The 21,185-nt window shown below is 51.8% G+C and carries 11 protein-coding genes; 7 read left to right on the top strand and 4 right to left on the bottom strand.

Going from position 1 to position 21,185, the window contains the following annotated elements:
* Nucleotides 1-242: 242 nt before the first annotated feature.
* Nucleotides 243-1,115, bottom strand: coding sequence for an RNase adapter RapZ (gene rapZ, locus HY774_22445; protein MBI4751249.1), 873 nt, complete (start codon nt 1,113-1,115; stop codon nt 243-245).
* Between the two features lie 88 nt (nt 1,116-1,203).
* A complete protein-coding gene (locus tag HY774_22440) occupies nt 1,204-3,528 on the bottom strand; it encodes a sulfatase (GenBank protein MBI4751248.1) in 2,325 nt (774 codons plus the stop codon).
* Nucleotides 3,529-3,789: 261 nt separating this feature from the next.
* On the opposite strand from HY774_22440, the gene HY774_22435 reads away from it, so the two are divergent.
* The 7 genes from HY774_22435 (at nt 3,790) to HY774_22405 (ending at nt 16,958) form a co-directional block, all read left to right on the top strand.
* Nucleotides 3,790-4,053, top strand: coding sequence for a hypothetical protein (locus HY774_22435; protein ID MBI4751247.1), 264 nt, complete (start codon nt 3,790-3,792; stop codon nt 4,051-4,053).
* A gap of 75 nt (nt 4,054-4,128) precedes the next feature.
* Nucleotides 4,129-5,028 (top strand): decaprenyl-phosphate phosphoribosyltransferase, encoded by a 900-nt coding sequence (locus HY774_22430; GenBank protein MBI4751246.1) that lies wholly within the window; start codon nt 4,129-4,131, stop codon nt 5,026-5,028.
* Nucleotides 5,029-5,078: 50 nt separating this feature from the next.
* Nucleotides 5,079-6,719: a glycosyltransferase family 39 protein gene (locus tag HY774_22425; GenBank protein MBI4751245.1), complete on the top strand. Its 1,641-nt coding sequence runs from the start codon at nt 5,079-5,081 to the stop codon at nt 6,717-6,719.
* A gap of 293 nt (nt 6,720-7,012) precedes the next feature.
* A complete protein-coding gene (locus HY774_22420) occupies nt 7,013-10,798 on the top strand; it encodes a putative Ig domain-containing protein (GenBank protein ID MBI4751244.1) in 3,786 nt (1,261 codons plus the stop codon).
* A gap of 56 nt (nt 10,799-10,854) precedes the next feature.
* Nucleotides 10,855-12,372, top strand: a complete 1,518-nt coding sequence (locus HY774_22415; protein MBI4751243.1) for a hypothetical protein — start codon at nt 10,855-10,857, stop codon at nt 12,370-12,372.
* Nucleotides 12,373-12,442: 70 nt separating this feature from the next.
* The gene (locus HY774_22410; protein MBI4751242.1) at nt 12,443-12,790 is read left to right on the top strand and encodes a hypothetical protein; all 348 of its coding nucleotides are present in this window, start codon (nt 12,443-12,445) and stop codon (nt 12,788-12,790) included.
* Nucleotides 12,791-13,091: 301 nt separating this feature from the next.
* A complete protein-coding gene (locus HY774_22405) occupies nt 13,092-16,958 on the top strand; it encodes a response regulator (protein ID MBI4751241.1) in 3,867 nt (1,288 codons plus the stop codon).
* 338 nt (nt 16,959-17,296) lie between these two features.
* Here the strand turns inward: HY774_22405 and HY774_22400 are convergent, their stop codons facing one another.
* Nucleotides 17,297-18,376 (bottom strand): class I SAM-dependent methyltransferase, encoded by a 1,080-nt coding sequence (locus HY774_22400; protein ID MBI4751240.1) that lies wholly within the window; start codon nt 18,374-18,376, stop codon nt 17,297-17,299.
* 225 nt (nt 18,377-18,601) lie between these two features.
* Nucleotides 18,602-20,956 (bottom strand): YncE family protein, encoded by a 2,355-nt coding sequence (locus tag HY774_22395; protein ID MBI4751239.1) that lies wholly within the window; start codon nt 20,954-20,956, stop codon nt 18,602-18,604.
* Nucleotides 20,957-21,185: the final 229 nt, after the last annotated feature.

Raw genomic sequence — 21,185 nt, 5'->3', positions numbered from 1 at the left:
AGTAGCCAGTCGTCAGTCGTCAGTAGTTCACTAACCTTCTTTGATTGAATTACTTGACTGTTTTCTGTTATGAGTGGTTCATTACAAAATGGTCTAACAAATCTGGAGTGCGGTGGCTTGACGCCACTTTGAATGTACAACACAAACGGGGGACGTTCCCATCACGTCCCCCGTTTTCATTTTCCACGAGTAGCCTGGTTTCTGGGCCCACCCGCTCACGCAGGTGGTACTGACAAGTTGCACTACTTCTTCTCAATATCCCGATGCAGCACCCGAACGCTGTACCCCAGTTTTTTCAGGTTGCGGCCCAGGACCTCGGCGGTCATCACTGAACGATGGCGACCGCCCGTGCAACCAATGGCAATGGTCAAATAACTGCGGCCTTCGCGGGCATACCGGGGAACGATAAATTCCAGCAAGTCAGCAAATCGTTTCTGGGTTTCAACCACTTCCTGATTTTTTTTCAGGAAATCAATCACCCCTTTTTGCTTGCCGGTCTGGTCGCGGAGTTCTGGCACAAAGTACGGATTGGGCAAAAACCGCACGTCGAGCACCACATCTGATTCAATCGGCAATCCGTGTTTAAAGCCAAAGCTCATCACGGTGATTTGCATCCGGGTTTGAGTTTCTTCCGGATGGAGCACCTCCAGCAATGCTTTTTTGAGCGAATGAACGGTGTGTTCCGAGGTATCAATCACATTTTCAGCCAGCGACCGAATTGGTTTGAGCAGTTCGCGTTCGGCGGCAATCGCTTCGGGAAGGCTGCGGCGCTTTCGGTCCCGGTTGCTCATCGGATGCGGACGCCGGGTCTCGCTAAAACGTCGGAGCAACACTTCGTCAGAGGCTTCAATGAAAAACAGTTGTGGATGCGGCTGGCGGTTGCGAAGCGAGCAGTAAATTTCGGCAAATTCATCCAGAAAATGGGGTTCCCGCATATCCAGCACCGCCACGGCCCGTTCCAGATTTTCCCCTGACCGTTGGCACAGCTCGGCAAATGTCGGCAAAAGCTTGATTGGCAGGTTATCAACGCAGAAATAGCCAAGGTCTTCGAAGGTTTTCACCGCCGAATGTTTTCCCGATCCGCTGAGTCCCGTGATGATGACAAAATGTTGCATAAGAAATTGAGGGGCTAAGGGCTGAAGACGTCGGGCTGAAGAAATCGGGCTCAATATCCTGAGCCTTCAGCCCTCAGCCCTGGTTTTCTCAGCTTCCAAACCGAAATTCAAACCGCCGCCAGTTAGAATAGTCTTTGCGCCTGGCCTGTTGAGCCAGATATTGACCAAGTTTCTGTTTTAAGTTAGAGAATTTTTGGGTTTCCAGGTCCGCCAGATTCCGTTGTTCCAGCGGATCCTCTTTTAAATGATAGAGTTGCCAGTTGCTTCCAACCCGGTCGTAAATGATTTTCCAATCACCTTCAATCAACGACCAGGCAAAGAAGGTCCCTTCGGGAATATTGCGTGGTGTTTCGCAAATGACGTGTGGGTGTGGTGCCACTTCACCTCGGGCAAGTTTGGCCAGATCAATGCCTTCATACTGGTCGGGAGGGGTGATTCCAGCATAGGCCAGCATGGTCGGAGCAATGTCCACGTGAGAAACCGGCATGGCCAACCGCTTTGGTTCGGCGCCGGGGACATAGACCCAGAAGGGCACAAACACCTGTTCAATGTAGGGAAGGCAGCCGTGTTCGAGGGCGCCATGTTCGTTAAAGCCTTCGCCGTGATCAGAAGTAAAAGCAATCAGCGTGTTGTTTAACAGCCCGGATTCCTGCATATAGGCGAGCAACCGTCCAATGTGCAGGTCGGTGAAGGTAATTTCACTGTCGTAAATATCCGGGTCAGTCTCGCCATAGCCGCATTCGGCATGGGCTTCGTAGGGCGCGTGTGGATCCGTGTAGTGAATCCAGGCAAAAAACGGCCCTTTGTCTTTCATCCGTTTGAGCAAATCAATTGACCGGTTGGTCATCTCGTCGGCTTTCCAGAAGCGGGCTTCTTCGTGGGTAATTTCCTGATAGCTCTCCATCATGATTTGCTTGTATTCAAACCAGCGACCTTTATAGAGCCAGGTTTTGGTCTTCGGACTGGTGATGAAGGCGGTTTGATATCCCTTGTCTACAAACATTTTGGCAACCGTCGGCACGCTGTTGTCAAAAATACCGTCACCCTGGGCCGAACGCATAATTGAAGAAAACGAATGGCCGGTGTTGGTGCCGCTACTGTAGCCGTGTTCGAAGAAAATGCTTTGTTTCGCAAACCGATCCAGGTTGGGCGTGGTATGGCGCTTATAGCCATAAATGCTCATATGGTCGGCTCGAAGCGTGTCAATCGAGAGAAAAATCACATTTCGCGGGCCTGAAACAGCAGTTGAAAGTTGGGTCGGAACTGATCCGCCCAGCGCCGTTGCCACGGTTGTGAGTGCTGACGTCAGGGTTTGTTTGATGGTCGGTGAGGCAGCGTCAGGCCCGGATTGATTTGGGTTCTCGGCAGCGGAAACCGGAGGTACCGGGATCAAATCGTGCTGGTCCGGTCTGGTTGACGCTGGGGAATTCTGGGCAATAACCGCGGTAAAGTCTTTTTGCTCGCCATTGGTCAGGGACCGGGCAAAATTCACATAGCGTTTCGCCACCACGCCGCGCCGCCAGAAGAGCGATTTCAGGTTCTGATTGGCTTCATACTGCCGCGAGGCAAAAAATGAAGCACCGGCCACGGCCAGCACCAAAACTCCAATCACCGCGCCGCCAAATCGCGTGACGATGACGAGCCGGTACAAAAGAGCCGACAGAATCAGGGAGGATGTGAACGCCGTGAGATACATCGGCACGTGAAAGCTCAAATCGCGGCGAGTGACCATAATGTTGGCGTCGGCAAAATAACTCACCACCAGCAGCCACAGCCCGGCGAGGGATAAAACCGGATATACAAGCTGTGGATTGAGCAATTTGGCAAACCGAGGCGACAGCTTTAGCCGCGAAGTTTCCTGGGAATGTGGCAGCAGGCTGGTGGTTGCCAGTTCATCCAGCACACAAAACAGGAAGGTCAATCCCACCAGGATCAGTGCGGTCGAAATCTTGCGATGGCCAAATACCAGCCGAAAGGCCCACATTTTTTCGGTCGCTCCGGCAAACATTCCATAGAGTGGATCGCTGAAATACACCGGGAAGAGAACGGTCAGCAGGCCAAAGAACACAAAAACGGCGGTCATACCCGAGACTCGTTGCCGCCAGTGGCCGGGGATTTCAAATTTTCCGACCCGGTTAGGTGTTTCACCTGAAATTGCTTGAAATCCAATCAGCCGGAGACTGGACGTGAAACCAAGAAACAGTCCCCACAACGGGCCGCCAAGTGCGGTAACCACAAAATAAAGCCAGAAGATTGTGCCTTCGCCAGATTGAACAAAGTTGTGTTTAAGGGAAAACGTGCGTTCGATGCCTTCTATCAGCCAGAGCATACAGCCGGAAAGAAAACCGATCACAAGGTAGAAAAACAGACGCGATTTGATGTGTGCGGAAAGAGGTACAGCCGTTGAATTCATAGACTTGCAGGGAAATTGCTTGGGATTTCTTGAGCAATGGGCCGGTATTGGTACGCAACCTGGAAATCCATGGAAACAAGAACCAAAACCAGGAGCCAGGAACAAAAGGAGACCTACCTATACCATTTTCCACCTATCCAGACCAAGCCGTTTTCACTCATTGAATGCAAGGACGGGTTCGAACTCGAAGCCAGACTCCTTCAGTAACCCTCCGTTGTGGAAAGGTCGGCTTTCGCCCAGATGGGCGCCGGAAAGTAGCCGGTGGTTTGCCGCTTTGGGCATACCACCGGATCCATGCCCATTTCGCTCGCGCCCGGATGGGCGCTGGAAGCGTTCACCGGAAAGGTCTCGGCGAAAATTCCCGAGGTCCTTGAAGTTTTGATCCAGCGCCCATCCGGGCGCAAACCATTCGCGGCCTGCCTTCCGGTGGGTGCGCCTCAAAGCAGGCTGCCCACCGGCTACTCTCCGGCGCTCTCCGGGCGGGATTGCCAATTTGAAATGACCTTTCCGCAACGGAGTCAATAACCGGGCCTGCTTGTGCAAAGTGATGAAAACCGGGTAGGATACCCGGTTTTCAAATCTCGTCTCCCTTTCATCCTTATGACAGCACTTTCATTGAGCCAGGGTGTGGATTACACCAAAGCCCTCATTCTTGCCATGCGTCCACAGCAGTGGACCAAAAATGTCTTGATTTTTCCAGCCTTGATTTTTTCCGAACGCCTGATGGTTTGGTCGGAATCGGCCAAGGTTCTCGCTGCCTGTGCGGTCTTTTGCTTTTTGAGCAGCAGTATTTATCTGCTCAATGATCTGATGGACCTGGAAAATGACCGGGTTCATCCGGTGAAGTGCCATCGCCCGCTGGCTTCGGGGCAATTGCCGGTTCCGGTCGGAATTGCCGCGTTTGTGGTCCTGGCCGTGTCGTCGCTCCTGGCTGGCTGGCTGCTCTCCAGGCCATTCTTCTATGTGGCGCTGGTGTATTTCTTTTTGCAGGTCGCGTATTCGATTCGGCTCAAACACCTGGTGATTCTGGATGTATTTTGCGTGGCGGCGGGCTTTGTCCTCCGGGCGATTGCTGGGGCCGAAGTCCTGCAAGTCTTTATTTCGCCTTGGCTTTTGATTTGTGCCATGTTGCTGTCACTGTTTTTGGCCCTTGGGAAACGTCGCCATGAACTGCTGTTACTCGAAGAAGATGCGGCAACTCATCGCAAAATTCTGGGTGAATACAGTGTTGACCTGCTTGAGCAAATGATTTCAATTGTGACGGCTTCGACTCTGGTGTGTTATGCCATGTACACGATTTCTTCTGAAACAGGCACCAAACATCCCAACTTGAAATACACGATTCCTTTTGTGCTCTATGGCATCTTTCGCTATCTGTATCTGATTCATCACAAGAATCAGGGCGGGAGTCCTGATAAAGCCTTGCTCAACGATCCATCCTCGCTGGTAAATCTGATTCTGTACGGTGCCGTGTCGGGCATCATTTTGTATCTGAATTAACCAGGCAGCGTTCCCCAAATCTGCCTTGTTCCCCCATCATCAACCACGTAATGAATACAACTCCCATATCTCAACCCCGGCCCCCAGCCCCCAGCCCCCAGCCCCCAGCCCCCCACCTGTCCTCCTGGCTTGCCACGCATAAAGGATTTTGCCTGCTCCTGGGGCTCGCTCTGCTGACCCGATTGTATTACCTGACCGGGCAAAATTTCTGGTATGACGAGGTTTATTCGCTCAATGTCTCAAATCAATCCTGGGTAGAGAACATCCGGCTGGCGGCTGGTGATATGCATCCGCCATTGTTTTATCTGGTTTTGAAAGTCTGGGCCGCCGTGGCTGGCCAATCAGTGGCCGGTTTACGAGTATTGACCGTCGGACTGAGTCTCGGAATTTTGATGCTGAGTTACCTGATTGCCCGTCGGATTGCCAGTGAGCGTGCGGCACTCCTGATGACTGGCTTTTTAGTTTTGTCAGCGCACCAGGTGTACTTTGCCCAGGAAGTGCGGATGTATACGCTGGTGACGGTCTTTTCGCTGGCGGCGGCACTGGCTTATCGGTACTGGTTTGAAAGCGAACAGGGACATCTCCCGGCGATTCTCGTCTATATTCTGTGTGGTGTTGGGGGGATGTATACCCACTACTTTGGCATGCTCATTGTGGCAGCCCTCAATGTGCATTTTGCGCTGGCCGTATTTCAGAGCTGGCAACGCTCACGCAATCTTGAGCTCTGGAAGCCCCGGTTGATGACCTGGGTTCGGGCGCAGGTGGCCATTGGGTTACTTTTTGCCCCCTGGGTGCCGATTTTCCTCTTTCAAGCCAGACGGGGCCAACCCTGGCGCTCACCAACTCCGCCGCTGGAAGCTGCCTTTAACGTGTTGGTTTTCATCAAGGAAGCCGTCATTGGGTGTGCCTCGGAACTGATTGATTTAGGACAGGTTTTCATTCATGGCGTAGGTCATTTCGGTCTGTATGGATATGTGCTTGTGTATTATGCCGCTGGTGGCACCTTGATTTTGGTCGCGCTTCTGATCGCACTGGGGTTGAGTGCCCGGAGCTTTGTGAAAGCCGAAGAAAAACAATATTTTGCCGCCATTGTATTTCTTGTGCCGCTGGCTGTTGCCTTTTGGGTTTCGCTCCGTCAGAGCATCCACCTGTCACGATATTTGATCATTATCACGCCTTATTTGTTTTTGCTGGTTGCCATGGCACTGGATCGGCTTCCGCGCCGCTGGATGGTATGGGGGGCAGGGAGCATTGTCTGTCTGGTTCTCACGCTGGGGCTGGTGCGTTACTACCGGATGCCGGAACGCGATACCGACCTGCGACCAGTCTTTGCCGCGATCCAGGCCCAGGCTCAACCTGGAGATAAAATTGTCATTGATCCAGATTATGACGATATTGTCTTGATGTTTTATGCTCCGCAGTATGGCCTACAAGATGCTTTGATCAAAGCAGAATATCGCCCAAGAAGTCAGGGACAGATTTTGAAGATGCGAGAACATCCAGAGGTGCGCCAGTGGTGGGTCATCCTGGATTATCATTCACAATGGTTTGCTTCCAAAGGGTTTGATACCAATTTTTCAGTTGTGAGCGAGCAGTCATTTGGTGGACAGTACCCACGCGCCCGATTGCTCAAGGTCATTCCGGTTGCTTCGGCGGCGGCGGTCCAATCACAGCAGGTTTTGAACGAGTGACAAGGTGACAGGGTGAGAGAGTGACAGGGTGAGAGTTCAGAATTGGTGTATGCTGTGTGTTATTGTGTTTTGCATCAAAGTGTTCGTATTAAAAACAATTAAATCATTTAATGAAATGAACTTAGTGAACTACTGACTACTGACTACTGACTACAAACTGGTATTATTTTGTCATCGTAATTGTTCGCCCGACTTTGCTTTGTGTCTCAAGATTGAATATTCTTCCTTCCTCCATTTCAGTTTCTGATGTCGGTTCGCGAACGCACTTATATCTTCCAACATAAAGGGTTTCTATGGGGTACACGGGATTTGTCTATGGTCGCCGATTAGTGGCGATTCGGCTTGGGGTGAGTTTGTGCCTGATTGTGGCAACGCTGCTTTCGGTGTGGTCAGCCCGGCCAGTGACTGAGGTCAAGGCGGCGGGGCGGGGCGGCGGGATGTTTCGGCAAACGCCAGTCAATGTGAGTTTCAATTCGCCTACGATCACGCCTGGAACGACATCAGTCCAAATCGAAGTCAGTTTGACCGTCGGTTCAAGCAATAACGCCAGACCCGGAACCGTGGAAATTGAAATCCCGGTGGACCCAGCCGTGGTTGATGTGGATGTGACCGAATATACTCGTACGGCTGGACCATTGATTCCAAATACCTATCAATCCACTGATTTATTTGCCTTTCCGCTTCAACTTGGCGATGCCAGTGCGATTCGAATCGAGTTGGTTCCACCCAATAATAATGCCCGGATCAACAGCGGGACGGGTATTTTTTGCACCGTCACCGTGCCCATTCGACCAACTGCGCCGACTGGTTCTTATCCGCTGGATGCCTCAGCTGATAACCCATTTGCGACTCGGTTTACCCAGGCTCTGAATGATGGTGGAAATGAAATCCCGTTTACCACTACTCCTGGCACATTGACCATTTCAGATGGCGGCGGCTGCCCCGCAATTTCGATCAGTCCAACAACGCTGCCAAATGGTACGGTGGGAACGACGTATAGTCAGACGATCAGTGCTACTGGGGGACAGTCGCCATACGCCTTTTCGGTGACCTCGGGCAGTTTGCCAACCGGGTTATCGCTTTCAAGTGCGGGGGCGATTACCGGAACACCGACCGTGCCCAATTCATTTAGTTTCACTGTGCGAGCGACTGATGCCAACGAATGCAGCAGCAGTCGGACGTATACGCTGACGATTGATGCCGTCCCTTGTCCAACGATCACCGTTACGCCGTCAACCCTACCAAATGCAATGGTTGGAACAAATTACAACCAGGTTCTCACTGCCAGCGGCGGGCAGTCGCCGTACGCCTTTTCACTGTTGTCAGGTTCACTCCCGACCGGCGTCACGTTATCAAGCAGCGGCACGATTTCCGGAGTTCCAACGGTATCGGGAACCGCAAATTTCACCATTCGCGTGATTGACGGCAATGGGTGTGTCGTGACGCCGAGTTATGCGCTCAAGGTTGATGGACTTGAATGCCCGACGATCACTGTCAATCCCACTTCGTTACCGGGGGGGACGATTGGAACGGCTTACAACCAGACGATCAGTGCCACAGGGGGAAGTGCTCCTTATACGTTTGCGGTTTTATCAGGCAGTCTTCCGCCGGGATTGACCCTGAATTCAAGCGGCACTCTTTCCGGCACACCGTCAACTGCTGGGAGCTTTACCTGTACGGTTGGTGCAACTGACACGAATGGCTGCACCGGGCAGCGAACCTACACGGTGGCGATTACTGGTTCGGGGGGATGCGGTACAATCAGCCTCAATCCATCAGTCTTACCGAACGGGGTGGTTGGAACGGCATATAACCAGACGGTGGTCGCTTCAGGTGGCAATGGTTCCTATGCGTTTGGTGTGATTAGCGGAGAAATTCCGCCGGGAATTGTGCTCTCACCAACTGGAACCTTCTCCGGAACTCCAACAACAGCAGGAAGTTATTCATTTGTTTTGGCCGCAACTGATTCAAACAGTTGTTCTGGTAGCCTCAGTTACACGATTGTGATTGATGAACCCGGCGGAGGATGTTCGACCATTAAACTCAGCCCAACGCTGTTGCCATTAGGCCAGGAATTCCAGGTGTACAATCAAACCCTGACGGCCAGTGGAGGCACCGCGCCATACTTCTTCCAGGTGACGGATGGTGTTTTGCCAGAAGGCGTTACCCTGACGACAGATGGGGTTTTATTTGGTACCGCGACATTGGCCGGGGATTTTACCTTCACGATTCTGGTGACTGACGCCAGCAATTGTACTTTGAATCAAACCTTGACGGTGACGGTCATTCCAGGTGGCTGCCAGCCGTTTTCACTCAACCCGGCAACTTTGCAGAATGGAACGGCAGGCGATCCATACCAGCAAGTCTTCGGCGTGGTCGGCGGCTCGGCGCCCTATACCTTCTCGATTATTGAGGGACGTTTGCCGTCTGGGTTGACGCTGTCACAAAGCGGGACAATTTCTGGCGTACCCGTCGTGGACGGCATTTCCACATTTACCATCCAGGTGATTGATGACCTGGGCTGCCGGACGCGTCAAACATATTCGATCACCGTTGGGATTCCAGGCTGCCCAAAATTGGGCATCAGCCCTGGGTCGCTCCCCACTGCCGCGCTTGGAAGACCATATCAGGTCAAATTGACCGGGACTGGCGGCACCGCGCCCTACCGGTTTGAACTGGTGGAGGGAACCCTTCCCACCGGCGTCAGTTTTTCCCAGGCCGGTGAATTTTCAGGGCGTCCAACAACCCGAGGGAGTTTCACTTTTACACTGCGGGTGCAGGATACGATTGGGTGTACTGGACGCCAGACCTACACGGTACTGGCAGATCGGGTGCCGGATGGAAAACCCCCAACCGTCACCGTCACTGCTCCCAAAGGTGGCGAACAAGTTGTTCCAGGCTCGTTTTTTGAAATTACCTGGACATCCACTGATGACACCGAGGTCATCAAGCACGATATTGCCCTTTCAACCAACGGCGGGAAAAGTTATGACATTGCCGTGGCCGCCGGGGTATTTGGGTCGGCTCAAAGTTTTGCCTGGACGGTCCCGGCGGCGGAAACAACTCAGGGGCGGATTCGGGTGACGGCATTTGATGTCGAACTCAATGCCGGAAGCGGCACCAGCCCGGCGAACTTTTCCATCACGGCGCCGCCTGAACCGCCGGATTTTGGGCTTGTGGCGGATCCGGAAGTACTGATGATTCCTCAAGGTGGTGCCGGGAATTTTTCAATTCAAGTCGAGGGATTCAATGGATTTGACCGCCCGGTGACGCTCAGTGTTGAATCGCCGACCACCCAGGTTGCGGTGGCTTTTCCAACTGGATTTGCTCTGCCGGGGCAGTCGGCTTCGCTGCTGGTCAATACCAGTCTGAATACTCCGCCGGGAACTTATGATCTGGTGGTGACGGGCACCTATGAAGACATCGCGCATACCTTGATTGTTTCGGTTGAAATTACGGTGGCGGGTGAGTTTGCCCTGGTGGTCAATCCAGGTGAAGGATCAGTCGTGATTGGGCAATCAACCACCTTGCAAGTTGGAGTTCAGGGGATTGGCGGTTTCCAGCAGCCAGTGAACCTGAGCGTTGAGTCGTCTGATGAGTTCGTCAGCGCGCAGCTTGGAACGCACCAGGTGGCACCAGGTGGTGTGACGACCCTGACCATCAGTGCGCCTTCGAATGCTGAACCCTCAACGATTACCGTCACCATCACCGGCACGTTTGCAGATCTGGTACAGACGGTGGAGGTGCCGATTGAAGTGATTCGCCCTGGGTTTACGCTCAGCATTGACCCACCTGAATTGAACTTGAAGCGAAAGGATAAAGGCGTTTTAGCAGTGACAATCAATCGGATTGGAGGCTTTCAGGGCAATATTCTGGTTTCGGCACCGGATAAATCCCTGCTGAAGAAAACCGGGCTGAAATTTACTCCAACCCAGTTAACTACCACGGGTTCGGCGGTTGGGTTTGGCTACTCGGTTAAGTCAACGGCACCGGAAGGGACCTATACCTTTGTTTTTACCGGGCGCGACGATGCTGGAAATATTGAAACGGCTGAGGTAACCGTGATGATTGGGAAGTAAAGATAAGTAGGTGATGAACCGTCAAATGGGGTAGCATTGGTTAATGAGGTTAAAGTATGCAAATGACTGAAATTAGCCCTGATCTTGTTCCTCCCATTGCAATCATTTTTCCTGGTGTGGAATTGGATTTTGGCGAAAGCCACGTGAAGACAGTGCCGATAGATTCAGAAATCGAATTTGGTGAAAGCATTTTTCTCTTTCCCCAAACAATTGATTTGAAAGTTCAAGGTGTTACGCAGCTTTTGCAAAACGGATGGTTTGTAATTCCTGAAACTCCGATTCAGCTTCGAATTCAAAAAATCTCAAGTCGAGCGGTCAATCAAGAAGTTCAGTTCCTGATTGAGTTAGAAGATGAATGGCCCAACATTGAATGGCGTGGTTCAATAACTCCCAATATTCAAATGGCCAGTTCAAATCAAGTTCGTTTTTCAATGAAAGGCGGTTCGACTCAAGCCGGAATTCATTTTACCCGGCTGGCCTGGCTATTGATGAAGGCAAACCGATTTCATTTGAACACAGAACACCAGCAGACGCTGATTGAATGTCAAACACCTGCTTCATCGGAAGAATGGCGAAGTTCAATCCAAATACTTGGTCGGTTTTATCGCAAGGTGCAATTCGTTGAGAAAACCCTGGATGTCACCATCTCAATTCCATACTCAGTTACATCTGAAATGCTTGATGAGTTGGATCGAGTGTTTCGTGGTTTGCTGAGGAACGTTGTCATAGATGAGGTTGATACCGTAAGTGCTACCTCTAAAACGCCAGTTTTTATTGATGTTGAAGCAATCTCTGGATCCAAAGAGGGAGCGATCAGTATTGTGACGGATGGGATTTGGCTTTTTGGACAAAAGCTCTCAACGATGCAGGTTTTAATCTTTATCCCACTGGGGGAAATCATTAACCGTGAAGAAGTCAGAGTGGCTCAGCAACAACCGGGTCCAGTAACCGTGAAAATCAAGTGTCACAACGCAAGAGTGAATTTCATTGTTAAAAATGAGGTTGATCGAGAGAGTGAATTTCAAGAATTCCATCAAGAATTGACCGCCAAAGAACCTGAAGAGATTGTGCAATGGGTTACTGAACCGATCTGGGGAATGGTCTCCCGCTTTGAAGCCATGGAACTTGCATTAAACTCAGTCCACCGACGGTATGCAGGCAAGACCTCAGTTCTGATGCAAGCAGTCCAGAAAGTTCCTGAAAAATCGGTTTGGAAAGTTCGCATTGAGCTTCCCGACGTTGATTTTAGAGGCAAAGCTGGTTGGATTTTCATTTTTATTGACCAAAAAACTGGTGAAATTGTATCTGAAAATACAGACAATCCAGATAATTGGCTTTCCCAGGAAGAGCAACGGTTTGCTTCGGCTTTTCGCTGGGCCTGTAATCGAACCTGGTTAAAAAGAAATCGAGCCCGCTACCTTGGAGAGTGGGTCTCACTTTCAGAAGGAATACTGGTCAGCCATGGGCGTGACCTTCGTGAAGTTTTGCAAATTGCGAGAGCAAAAGGTCAACGGCTTCCACAAATTTTCTACATTGAGCCAGTTGCGGAAAAAAGTGAGGTAAAAGTAGTTTGAAATGGGTTACCAGCTTTCTTTCTCAATTCGCTATGAGTATGGCAATGGGAATCGGGAAATCACAATTCCTTTGAAACTTACATTTGGATCAAAACAGGTTGAAGTTGATGGGAAATTAGATACAGGTGCTTCCAGTTGTATTTTCCCAAGAGAAGTTGGTGAGGATTTGGAGATTGATATCGAAAGTGGAGAATTAAGGACTTTTGGAAGTGCTCATTCAATCTCTGAAGCCTACGGTCATTGGATCCAAGTTTCGATGTTTGATTTGAATTTTGAGACAACAGTGTATTTTGTCAAACATCCTGGATTTCCACGATCCTTACTTGGACGACAAGGGTTTTTAGAGAAATTCCGGATCGGCCTTATTGAATATGACGGGTTGCTTTACCTGTCTGATTACAATGAGGATCCAGAATGAAAGTTCAAACCGGCTGGCGAATCTTAAATCCGCCAGCCGGTTTGGTTTTTGGGTTCAAAGGAATTGTAGTGCTCTTCCGCTCACTGAATTCAATCCTGCTCATCCTCAACCACCCTGTCGGTCGAAAATGGAACGCTTTTCGAAACTCTTTACTCATTGACGGTCCTACAGTTACATTGTGTGCTGTATGTTGCCTGTCAGGTGGATTTCAACAGTTCTTCTTTTCCTTTTTTTCTCCCTACCTCTTGCCGCTGTTTCCCAGTCCCCGACGCCGCTTCTTCATGCGGCTTCAAGCGCGTCTGTGACCAGTGACCCAATGGATTATGGGCGGCCAAATATCCGTATCTTCACCGATAAAGAGGGTTTGCCGCAAAATGCCATCACCTCCCTTGTTTTTGACCGCGAAGGGTATTTGTGGGCTGGTACCAAGGACGGGGTGGCCCGCTATGATGGTCGGTCATGGATGGTGGTCAATCTCCCGAAAGAATTAAAAACCAACTGGATTCATTGTCTGATGGCGGCATCGGACGGCAGTCTCTGGGTCGGCACCCATGAAGGACTGGCACACCTTGATCGGGGACAGTGGCGGTGCTTTACCAAAACTGATGGTTTGCCGGACAACGAGATTCGCTGTGTAAAAGAAATCAGTAACGGGCAGGGTAGGTGGGATCTGTGGGTGGGGACCTGGCGTGGGCTGGCCCGGTGGACTGGCCAGCGGTGGCAAGCCGAAATTCCTTTTTCCGCCAATCCCAGGGCTGAAATTTCCAGCCTGCTGGAACGAACGGCGCCGGATGGCCACCGGGAAATTTGGGTTGGTTGCCCCAGGGCTGGCATTGCCCGGTGGCGGGATGGTGTCTGGACCGTTTATGACCAGCACCATGGGCTTCCTTCCGAAGGGGTGACCTGTCTGCTTGAAACCACCGCCCTCGACGGTCAGCCCCGACTGGTTGCCGGGACCTTTACGAGTGACCTGCTGGTCTTTAACGAAAGCAACTGGAAGTCGCTGGCTGGAACGCCACTGAGCATCGGTGGCGGAGCCCATTGCCTCCTCGAAACCCAATCCCCGGCAGGAGAACCGGTCCTCTGGGTGGGGAACGCCGGGGGATTGAAGTGTCTGGTGGAGAAACGTTGGCTTCACTGGGGGGAGCGGCAGGGGGTTCCAGATCTCCTCATCTGGTGTCTGGCCCAGATGCCGGGACCGAATGGAACGGTTTCGGTTTGGGCAGGGACTGCGGGTCTGGGGATTCTTCAATGGCAACTCGGCACCTGGATGCGGTTCGATAAAGCCAGTGGACTGCCGGAAAATTCGACCTACAGTCTGCTGGTTACCCAACAGAAAACAGGGGCGGATATGGTTTGGCTGGGGTCCAACACAAAAGGCTTTTCCCGTCTGAACCCCGATGGCACCTGGACCTATTTCAATGAAACCAATTGGGCGCTGGATGCCGGGATTCGCTCGTTTTGCGAAACTCGGGACCCGGATGGCCGGTCCGTACTTTGGGTTGGAACGGACCATTTAAAGCTCTGCCGGTTTAAGGATGGGCAATGGACGGTATTTCCCGTGCTGGGAGAGAGTCAGTCGGTGTCAATCTGGTGCATCAACTCGACCCGGGCGCCGGATGGCACGCCGGCCTTGTGGTTGGGAACTGAGGAAGGTCTTTTTGGCTTGCAAAACGGGGTGATTGTTCCGACCAAACCAGCCTGGAAGCTGCCCGACAAGAACATCCATGCCATTTTGGAGACTGCTTCTCCGCACGGAACGGTTCTGTGGGCAGGGACCAGACAAGGACTCGTCCGGATTGCCCAGGGGCAGATTACCGATATTTTTGATGCCCGGTCCGGATTGCCGGGGAACCAGGTGCTTTCATTGCACGAGTACCGGACCCTGACCGGTGAGCGCAGTCTCTGGGTTGGCACCAATCTGGGCGTGGCCCGGTTGTCGCTTGATTCACCAACCCCGAAATGGTCATATCTTTCCACCACATCCACTCCGGCACTGCCCAATAACACCATTTACCGGATTGAGGAAGATGCACAACATCGGCTGTATTTATGTACCAACAAAGGGGTTGCACGATTAACCCCACGTACGCCGACTGCTGACGACGAGTCTGAATTTCACATCTATACCTACACCACCGATGACGGTCTTCCCAGCAATGAATGCAACACCGGGGCGTCAACCGTTGACCATCGCGGCAGGATTTGGGTTGGGACAATTGCTGGGGTGGCGGTTTTAGACCCGGCCAGAGAAGTGACCAATCAGATCCAAAAACCCTTGTTGATCCAGCGGGCAATGTTGCCTGATCAGGGGCGGGCGCTCACGGAAGGTGAGGTGCTGGCTTATGACGAGAACCATATTCAGTTTGAGTTCGCCCTCCTGAGCTTTTTTCGGGAAGACGAAATCCGATATCGCACCCAGATTGAAGAACTTGATCCAAATCCTTCGGCCTGGACCAGGGAATTTAGTCGTGACTACATCAGCCTCCCGCCAGGCAGTTACCGGTTCAAAGTTTGGGGGCGTGATGTATTTGGCAATGTCTCTGGCCCAGTGGGGATGTCGTTTACCATCCGTCGGGCGCCGTGGCTTACGTGGTGGGCGTTTCTTGGGTATACCCTGACCCTGATTTTCGGGGGCTATGGGATATTCCGGTATCGGTTGCGAACGCTCCGGCGTCGCAATGAACTCCTTCAAGCCAAGATTGCCGAACGAACCAGCCAGCTTGCGCAAACGGTCGAGGAGTTGCGCGATTCTGAGCACCGTGCCCTTGAAGCCAATCGTGCCAAAAGCGTTTTTCTGGCCAATATGAGCCACGAATTGCGCACCCCGCTCAATGCGATTCTTGGATTTGTTCAGTTGATGGATCGTGACACAAGTTTGCCGGCCATTCATCGGGAATCACTCGGGATTATCTCCCGGAGTGGTCAACACTTGCTGGGTCTCATCAATGATGTGCTCTCGATTGCCAAGATTGAAGCCGGGAAAATCACCCTGGTTGAAACAACATTTGACCTGTCCCAACTTTTGCGGTCAGTCCGCGACATGATCCAAATTCGGGCTGAAGCCAAAGAACTGACCTTGAACTTTGTGCTTGCCCCCAACCTTCCGACGATTGTTTCTGGAGATGAAGGAAAACTCCGACAAGTATTGGTCAACCTGCTTGGCAACGCGGTGAAATTTACCAGTCAGGGTTCGATCACGCTGACTGCCACCTGGAAAAGTTATGGCGACCAGTCGGGGCAACTCCACTTTGAAATTCGTGATACCGGCTGTGGCATTTCAGAGTCAGATTGTGTCCGGCTGTTTGAAGCGTTTGTCCAAACCGAGAGTGGTCGCAAAATGCAGGAGGGAACTGGATTGGGGCTGGTCATCAGCCGTGATTTTGTGCGCCTGATGGGTGGTGACATTCGGGTTTCAAGTACCCTCGGCCAGGGGACCACCTTCCAATTTGACGTGAGGCTTCAGGTCGCCACCCAGGCCGAAGCAAAAGAAGTGCATCGGGAAGTCATTGGACTGGTACCGAATCAATCCGCGTGGCGAATCCTGGTGGCGGACGATACGGAAGAGAACCGGTTACTCCTCACGCGGTTGCTCCAATCAGTTGGCTTTCAGGTTCGGGAGTCTTCGGACGGCGCCGAAGCCGTGGCGCTGGCTGCCTCGTGGAAACCTGATTTGATTTGGATGGATATGCGAATGCCGGTGATGGATGGGTTGGAAGCGACCCAGCACATCCGCGCTCAGAATCCAGGCGAAAATCACTCGTGGAAGCCAGTGATTATTGCTCTCACCGCATCAGCCTTTGACCATGAACAGGAACGGTTTTTACGTGAAGGATGTGATGACTATGTCCCCAAACCGTTTGAGGTTCCGGTTATTTTTGAGAAGATGGCCAGGTATTTGGGCGTGAAATATGTCTATGAAGAAAGTGAGTTGCCAGTGTCAGTTTCGGCTGATTCAGTACTCACTCCTGACCGGTTGCAAATTTTCTCTCCGGATGCGGTTCAATCATTAACCACTGCACTGCTGGCCGGAGATACGGAACTGGCGATGAGCCTGATTGAAAAGGTACGCCAGCAGGACACGTCACTGGCCGATGAACTGGCAGGTCTGGTTCGGAGCTATCGCTTTGATGAAATTTTGGATTGGCTGGAAAAGGGGGAGAAATAGGGGACAGGGGACAGGGTTCGGGGTTCGGGGTTCGGGGTTCGGGGTTCGGGATTCGGGATTCGGGATTTTCGAATTTATGTCCCTTATGTCTTTTATGTCTTTTAAACCCTGACCTCTGACCCCCATAAGCGCCAGGATAAGGAAATGTGAGCCTGTTTGAGACAAGGAGCTGGGGAGACAAGGAGACAAGGAGATCATCCTTCCGACGGTGGGAGCGGGAGAATATTTTTTCTCCTTGCCCCCTTGTCCCCTTGTCCAGATCGGGCTTTGTTTCCTTATCCTGGCGCTTATGCCCCCGGCCCCTGACCCCTGACCCCTGTTTTAAAGCCTCTCAAACATTAGTTTTTCCGCGAGACATAGAAAAAGTTGATCGGATCGTGCGGCAGCGATTCCACATCAACCTGGGCAAACCCGGCTTCACGGAGCATCCGAACGGCGGTTTCTTTCCCCCACATTGCTCCGAGGCCATCGCCGTTTTGAGCCAGCGAGACCGTCATGCAGTGCATACAGGAAATTGTGTACAGGTAGGTCCCCAGCGGGTGATTGGTATCTTCGTGGACATGACTTGAGCCCGAAATATCCTGCATCAGGAACACACCTCCGGGTCGGAGGGCTTTGAAAATTCCTTCGAGCACCAGCGCTGGTTTGGCCTGATCGTGAATGGCATCAAATGCGGTCACCAGGTCAAATTGATGATGCAGTTCAAGGTGGGTCACATCTCGGGTTTCAAACGTGATGTTGGTTAGCCCATAGTGAGCGGCTTCCTCACGGGCCCGGGAAACAGCCTCAGGTGACAGATCCAGTCCCGTAAACCGGCTTCGGGGGAAGGTTTGAGCCATCAGAATCAGCGCCCGTCCGCTGCCACAACCAACATCCACCACCTCAATTCCCAGTTCAAGTGCTTCTGTCAACCCTGAGACCAGAGGCAGAATTGAGTCAAGCAGGCAGGCAACCACGGTCTGGCTGCTTTCTTCAGCCATGATTTCGTGAAAGCGGCCAAATTCCGAATAGGGAACCCCGCCACCTTTGTGAAAACACTCAACAATTTTGTCTTCGACCGACCCTAGCAACGGCAGGAACTGAGTTCCAACCGCAAGGTTGTTGGGCGACGCCGCACGCGTCAAAAAGGCAGCATGTTCGATGGGCAGGGTGAAGGTCTGATCTGCCGGGTCATATTCAACAATGCCGCCAGTGACAACCGCACCCAGCCATTCGCGGACATAGCGTTCGTTAAGTTTTGCCGCTGTGGCGATTTGCTTGCTGGTTGACGGTGGCAATTCAGCCATTACGTCAAATAATCGGGTGCGATGTCCAATTGAGATCATCAGCGCGAGGGCGCCGCCATTCATAATATTGATTAATTTTTCAGCAAAAAGCTGAGACTGATCTTGATTGATTTCTGTTAAAAGCGTACTCATTTTCGGTCAACTACCTCACTTCATTGATTTTGTACTTAAGAAAAACATCTGAATTCAAATTGTTGAATCCAGAATTTGAATTACATCACCGAGTCGGGGATTCTGGGTTGAGTTCCAGGGTAAAACCCAGAACCCTCGACTCAGAACTTGTTTCGGGCTGAAGACATCGGGTTCAGGGTATTCAACCCGTTTTCTTCAGCCCTGAGCCCTGGTTTTTAGCCCTCTCTAAAATGGAGTTGTTCGGTCATCAATTGATTCGAGAAATCGAAGCAACTGCGCCCGCTTCTTGGCATTGCCTAGCGTCTTGGCGGCTTTTGGTCCCATGTGAGTGGCATTATTGAGCACTTCATTGAGTGACTGAGCTTCACCATTGTGCAGATATGGCCCAAGAGCAAATGCACCCAGGAGGCTGGCCGGATTAAAGCCGGTCGCTCCCTTGGCTGGTTTGCTGATATTGGCACCAGTCCCAATCACTTCGTTCGGATTATTGACATCAAGCGTACCAACTTTCCTCAGCACGCTGGCGATTTCACCGTCAACTACCCGGTCAGCCGGAGGCGCTGGGGTGAAATCAAGTTTGCTGCTCGTCCATTTGCCACCGGCGTGGCAGTCAATGCAGCCAGCTTTCTGGAACAGTTTCCGACCTTTCGCCGCGTCCTTGTCGGTGGTGGGCACAAAGGAGAGTGGGCTGCGGATGGTTTTCACATATTCATTGATTGAATCCTGACGTGGATCACGGCCACTGCTCGCTCGGGGCAGAAGATTAAACACTTCTGGATCCTGGTTTCCATTCGCGAGCAGAATCAGACCCTGGCCGCCAGCCACCCCACGAGTGTTGAGTTCAAAATCCTGAACTTCGTCACGAACCGCCGACCAGTTCAAGATTCGCTGATCGCTCGGATCGCGCGGGTTAAACGTCTGATTGAGTGGAATTGACCGGCGCGGTCCATCGGGGAACATCCAGACCACACCATCAGTCAGACCTTCCGGGTGACAGGCATAACATCCACACCAGCCAAAGTCAGCCATGGCGCCTTCAAGCACTCCATTTTTGGCGGCCCGAGGTTGCATTGGGCCAATGGTGGTGTTGAAGAGTTCTTTTCCAAGCAGAACTGTTGCTTCGCGTGAACCGGCTGCTGGCAGGTCAGCCGCCTGAATCGAACCGATCACATTGTTGACCTGACGGGCATCTTTGGTCAGGTCAATCGCTGTCACGTCACGTGAAATGTAATTCCACACATAGCCACGGGTGTCGGTGCTGTTGATGACCATGCCGCGTGGGTTTTTACCGACCAGAATCCGTTCAAAATTGCCGGCATCTCCCGCCGCCGCTGGGGCCAAAACGGTTGGGCGACCAGCGCTGTCGAGTTCGACCCGCAGCAAGCAGTCACTGCCGCCAAGCACCAGATAGCCGACATTTTCCGTTCGCTTGAAAACCAGCGCCATTGGGATGGTATTAAAGCGGTGGAATTGAATTTGTTGCCCATTGACGGTGACTTCTTTGGGAGGTTCAAACTGAAATCCTCGATTGGCATTGAGTGGCTCACCAATCTCACGTTCAGCCCCCAAATCAATCGTGCTGATCAACGGCTGCAAAATGACGTTAAAGCGAACCGGGCCTTCGGGTGAAGCACCCTGGCTGGAAACATAGGCTTTGTCATTTTTGATCGTGAACGCCGTGAGCTGATTTGGAAATGCCCCAGTGTCAACTTCAAACACGCCGCCGCCTTTCGGTGGAATCTTGGCAATGGCCGCGCCATCCGATTTAAACCCGGTTACCGCCAGTGGGGCCAGGGTGATTGATCCAATTAACTGGTCAGTGCCAGCCGAAATAATGTTGATTCGGCCCTGTTTGTAATTGTCAGACCCGATGACCCGGTTGGGCAGGTCTTCACTCAGGAAATTACACACATAGACTTTTTCATCGGTGTCATCAAAATCGCCATTGTTGCTAATGGTGATCGCACGAGGAATGGCCCGCTCGCCCAATGGCGAATTCGGAATTTCAATCGTTTTCACCACGGTGTCAGTTTGTGGGTTAATCACCGACACGTTTTTGGAGTACGAATTCACCACATAGAGCTTGGTGCCGTTGGGGGTAAATGCCAGCGCCCAGGGCTCGGTCCCGACGGGAATTGTTTTCACAACCGTGAAGGTGGCCGTGCTGATGACCGACACGGTGCCATCCAGGGCATTGGCGACATAGACTTTGGAATTGTCAGAGTTAAACGCCAGGCTTTGGGGTTCTTTTCCGACTGGCACTTCGCGAACTTTCCGGTTGGCGTCGGCGCGTACTTCAAGAATCGAAACGGAGTTGTTGTCAGGGTTGACGACCCAGACAAAACTATCGCTATTGTTGATAATAATTGGACTTGATTGGGTTGGACCGGGTGACAGCCGGGCTTCGGTCTGCATATCCGGCACAAAAATTTGATCCTGTACTTCCTGTGTATTGGGTGAGACCGCTGTATGGGCTGAGGTCTCAGACCACTGGCGAATCAGAAAAACTGAGCCTGCCGTCAACAGGACAGCCAAAACAGCGAATAGCCGAAGGTACCGCGTGTTTTTGGGAGACGTCATAAAACCTCCTCTAAGAGGGTAAATACAAAGCTGTGATTTTCGGTGTATCTGGCCCAGAGCGACTCTGCCACTTTGTGAGCAGGAAGTCGGTGAGTTTCTAGTCAGAATGCACAATTCAAAAAGCCACGGTCAAAAGTGAATAATACAGTTTGTAGTCAGTAGTCCGTAGTTCACTAAGTTTATTTGGTTGAATCACTTGACTGTTTTCTAATGCGAAGATTCCATTGCA

Source organism: Acidobacteriota bacterium, from assembly GCA_016208495.1.
GTDB lineage: Bacteria > Acidobacteriota > Blastocatellia > Chloracidobacteriales > Chloracidobacteriaceae > JACQXX01.
The sequence above is the reverse complement of the archived record's forward strand: the minus strand, read 5'-3'. Positions and strand labels throughout refer to the sequence as shown.

Excerpts from the sequence above, each read along its gene's own strand:
- rapZ (MBI4751249.1), bottom strand. The coding sequence starts at position 1,115 with ATGCAACATTTTGTCATCATCACGGGACTCAGCGGATCGGGAAAACAT.
- HY774_22440 (MBI4751248.1), bottom strand. The coding sequence starts at position 3,528 with ATGAATTCAACGGCTGTACCTCTTTCCGCACACATCAAATCGCGTCTG.
- HY774_22430 (MBI4751246.1), top strand. The coding sequence starts at position 4,129 with ATGACAGCACTTTCATTGAGCCAGGGTGTGGATTACACCAAAGCCCTC.
- HY774_22425 (MBI4751245.1), top strand. The coding sequence starts at position 5,079 with ATGAATACAACTCCCATATCTCAACCCCGGCCCCCAGCCCCCAGCCCC.
- HY774_22420 (MBI4751244.1), top strand. The coding sequence starts at position 7,013 with ATGGGGTACACGGGATTTGTCTATGGTCGCCGATTAGTGGCGATTCGG.
- HY774_22415 (MBI4751243.1), top strand. The coding sequence starts at position 10,855 with ATGCAAATGACTGAAATTAGCCCTGATCTTGTTCCTCCCATTGCAATC.
- HY774_22400 (MBI4751240.1), bottom strand. The coding sequence starts at position 18,376 with ATGAGTACGCTTTTAACAGAAATCAATCAAGATCAGTCTCAGCTTTTT.
- HY774_22395 (MBI4751239.1), bottom strand. The coding sequence starts at position 20,956 with ATGACGTCTCCCAAAAACACGCGGTACCTTCGGCTATTCGCTGTTTTG.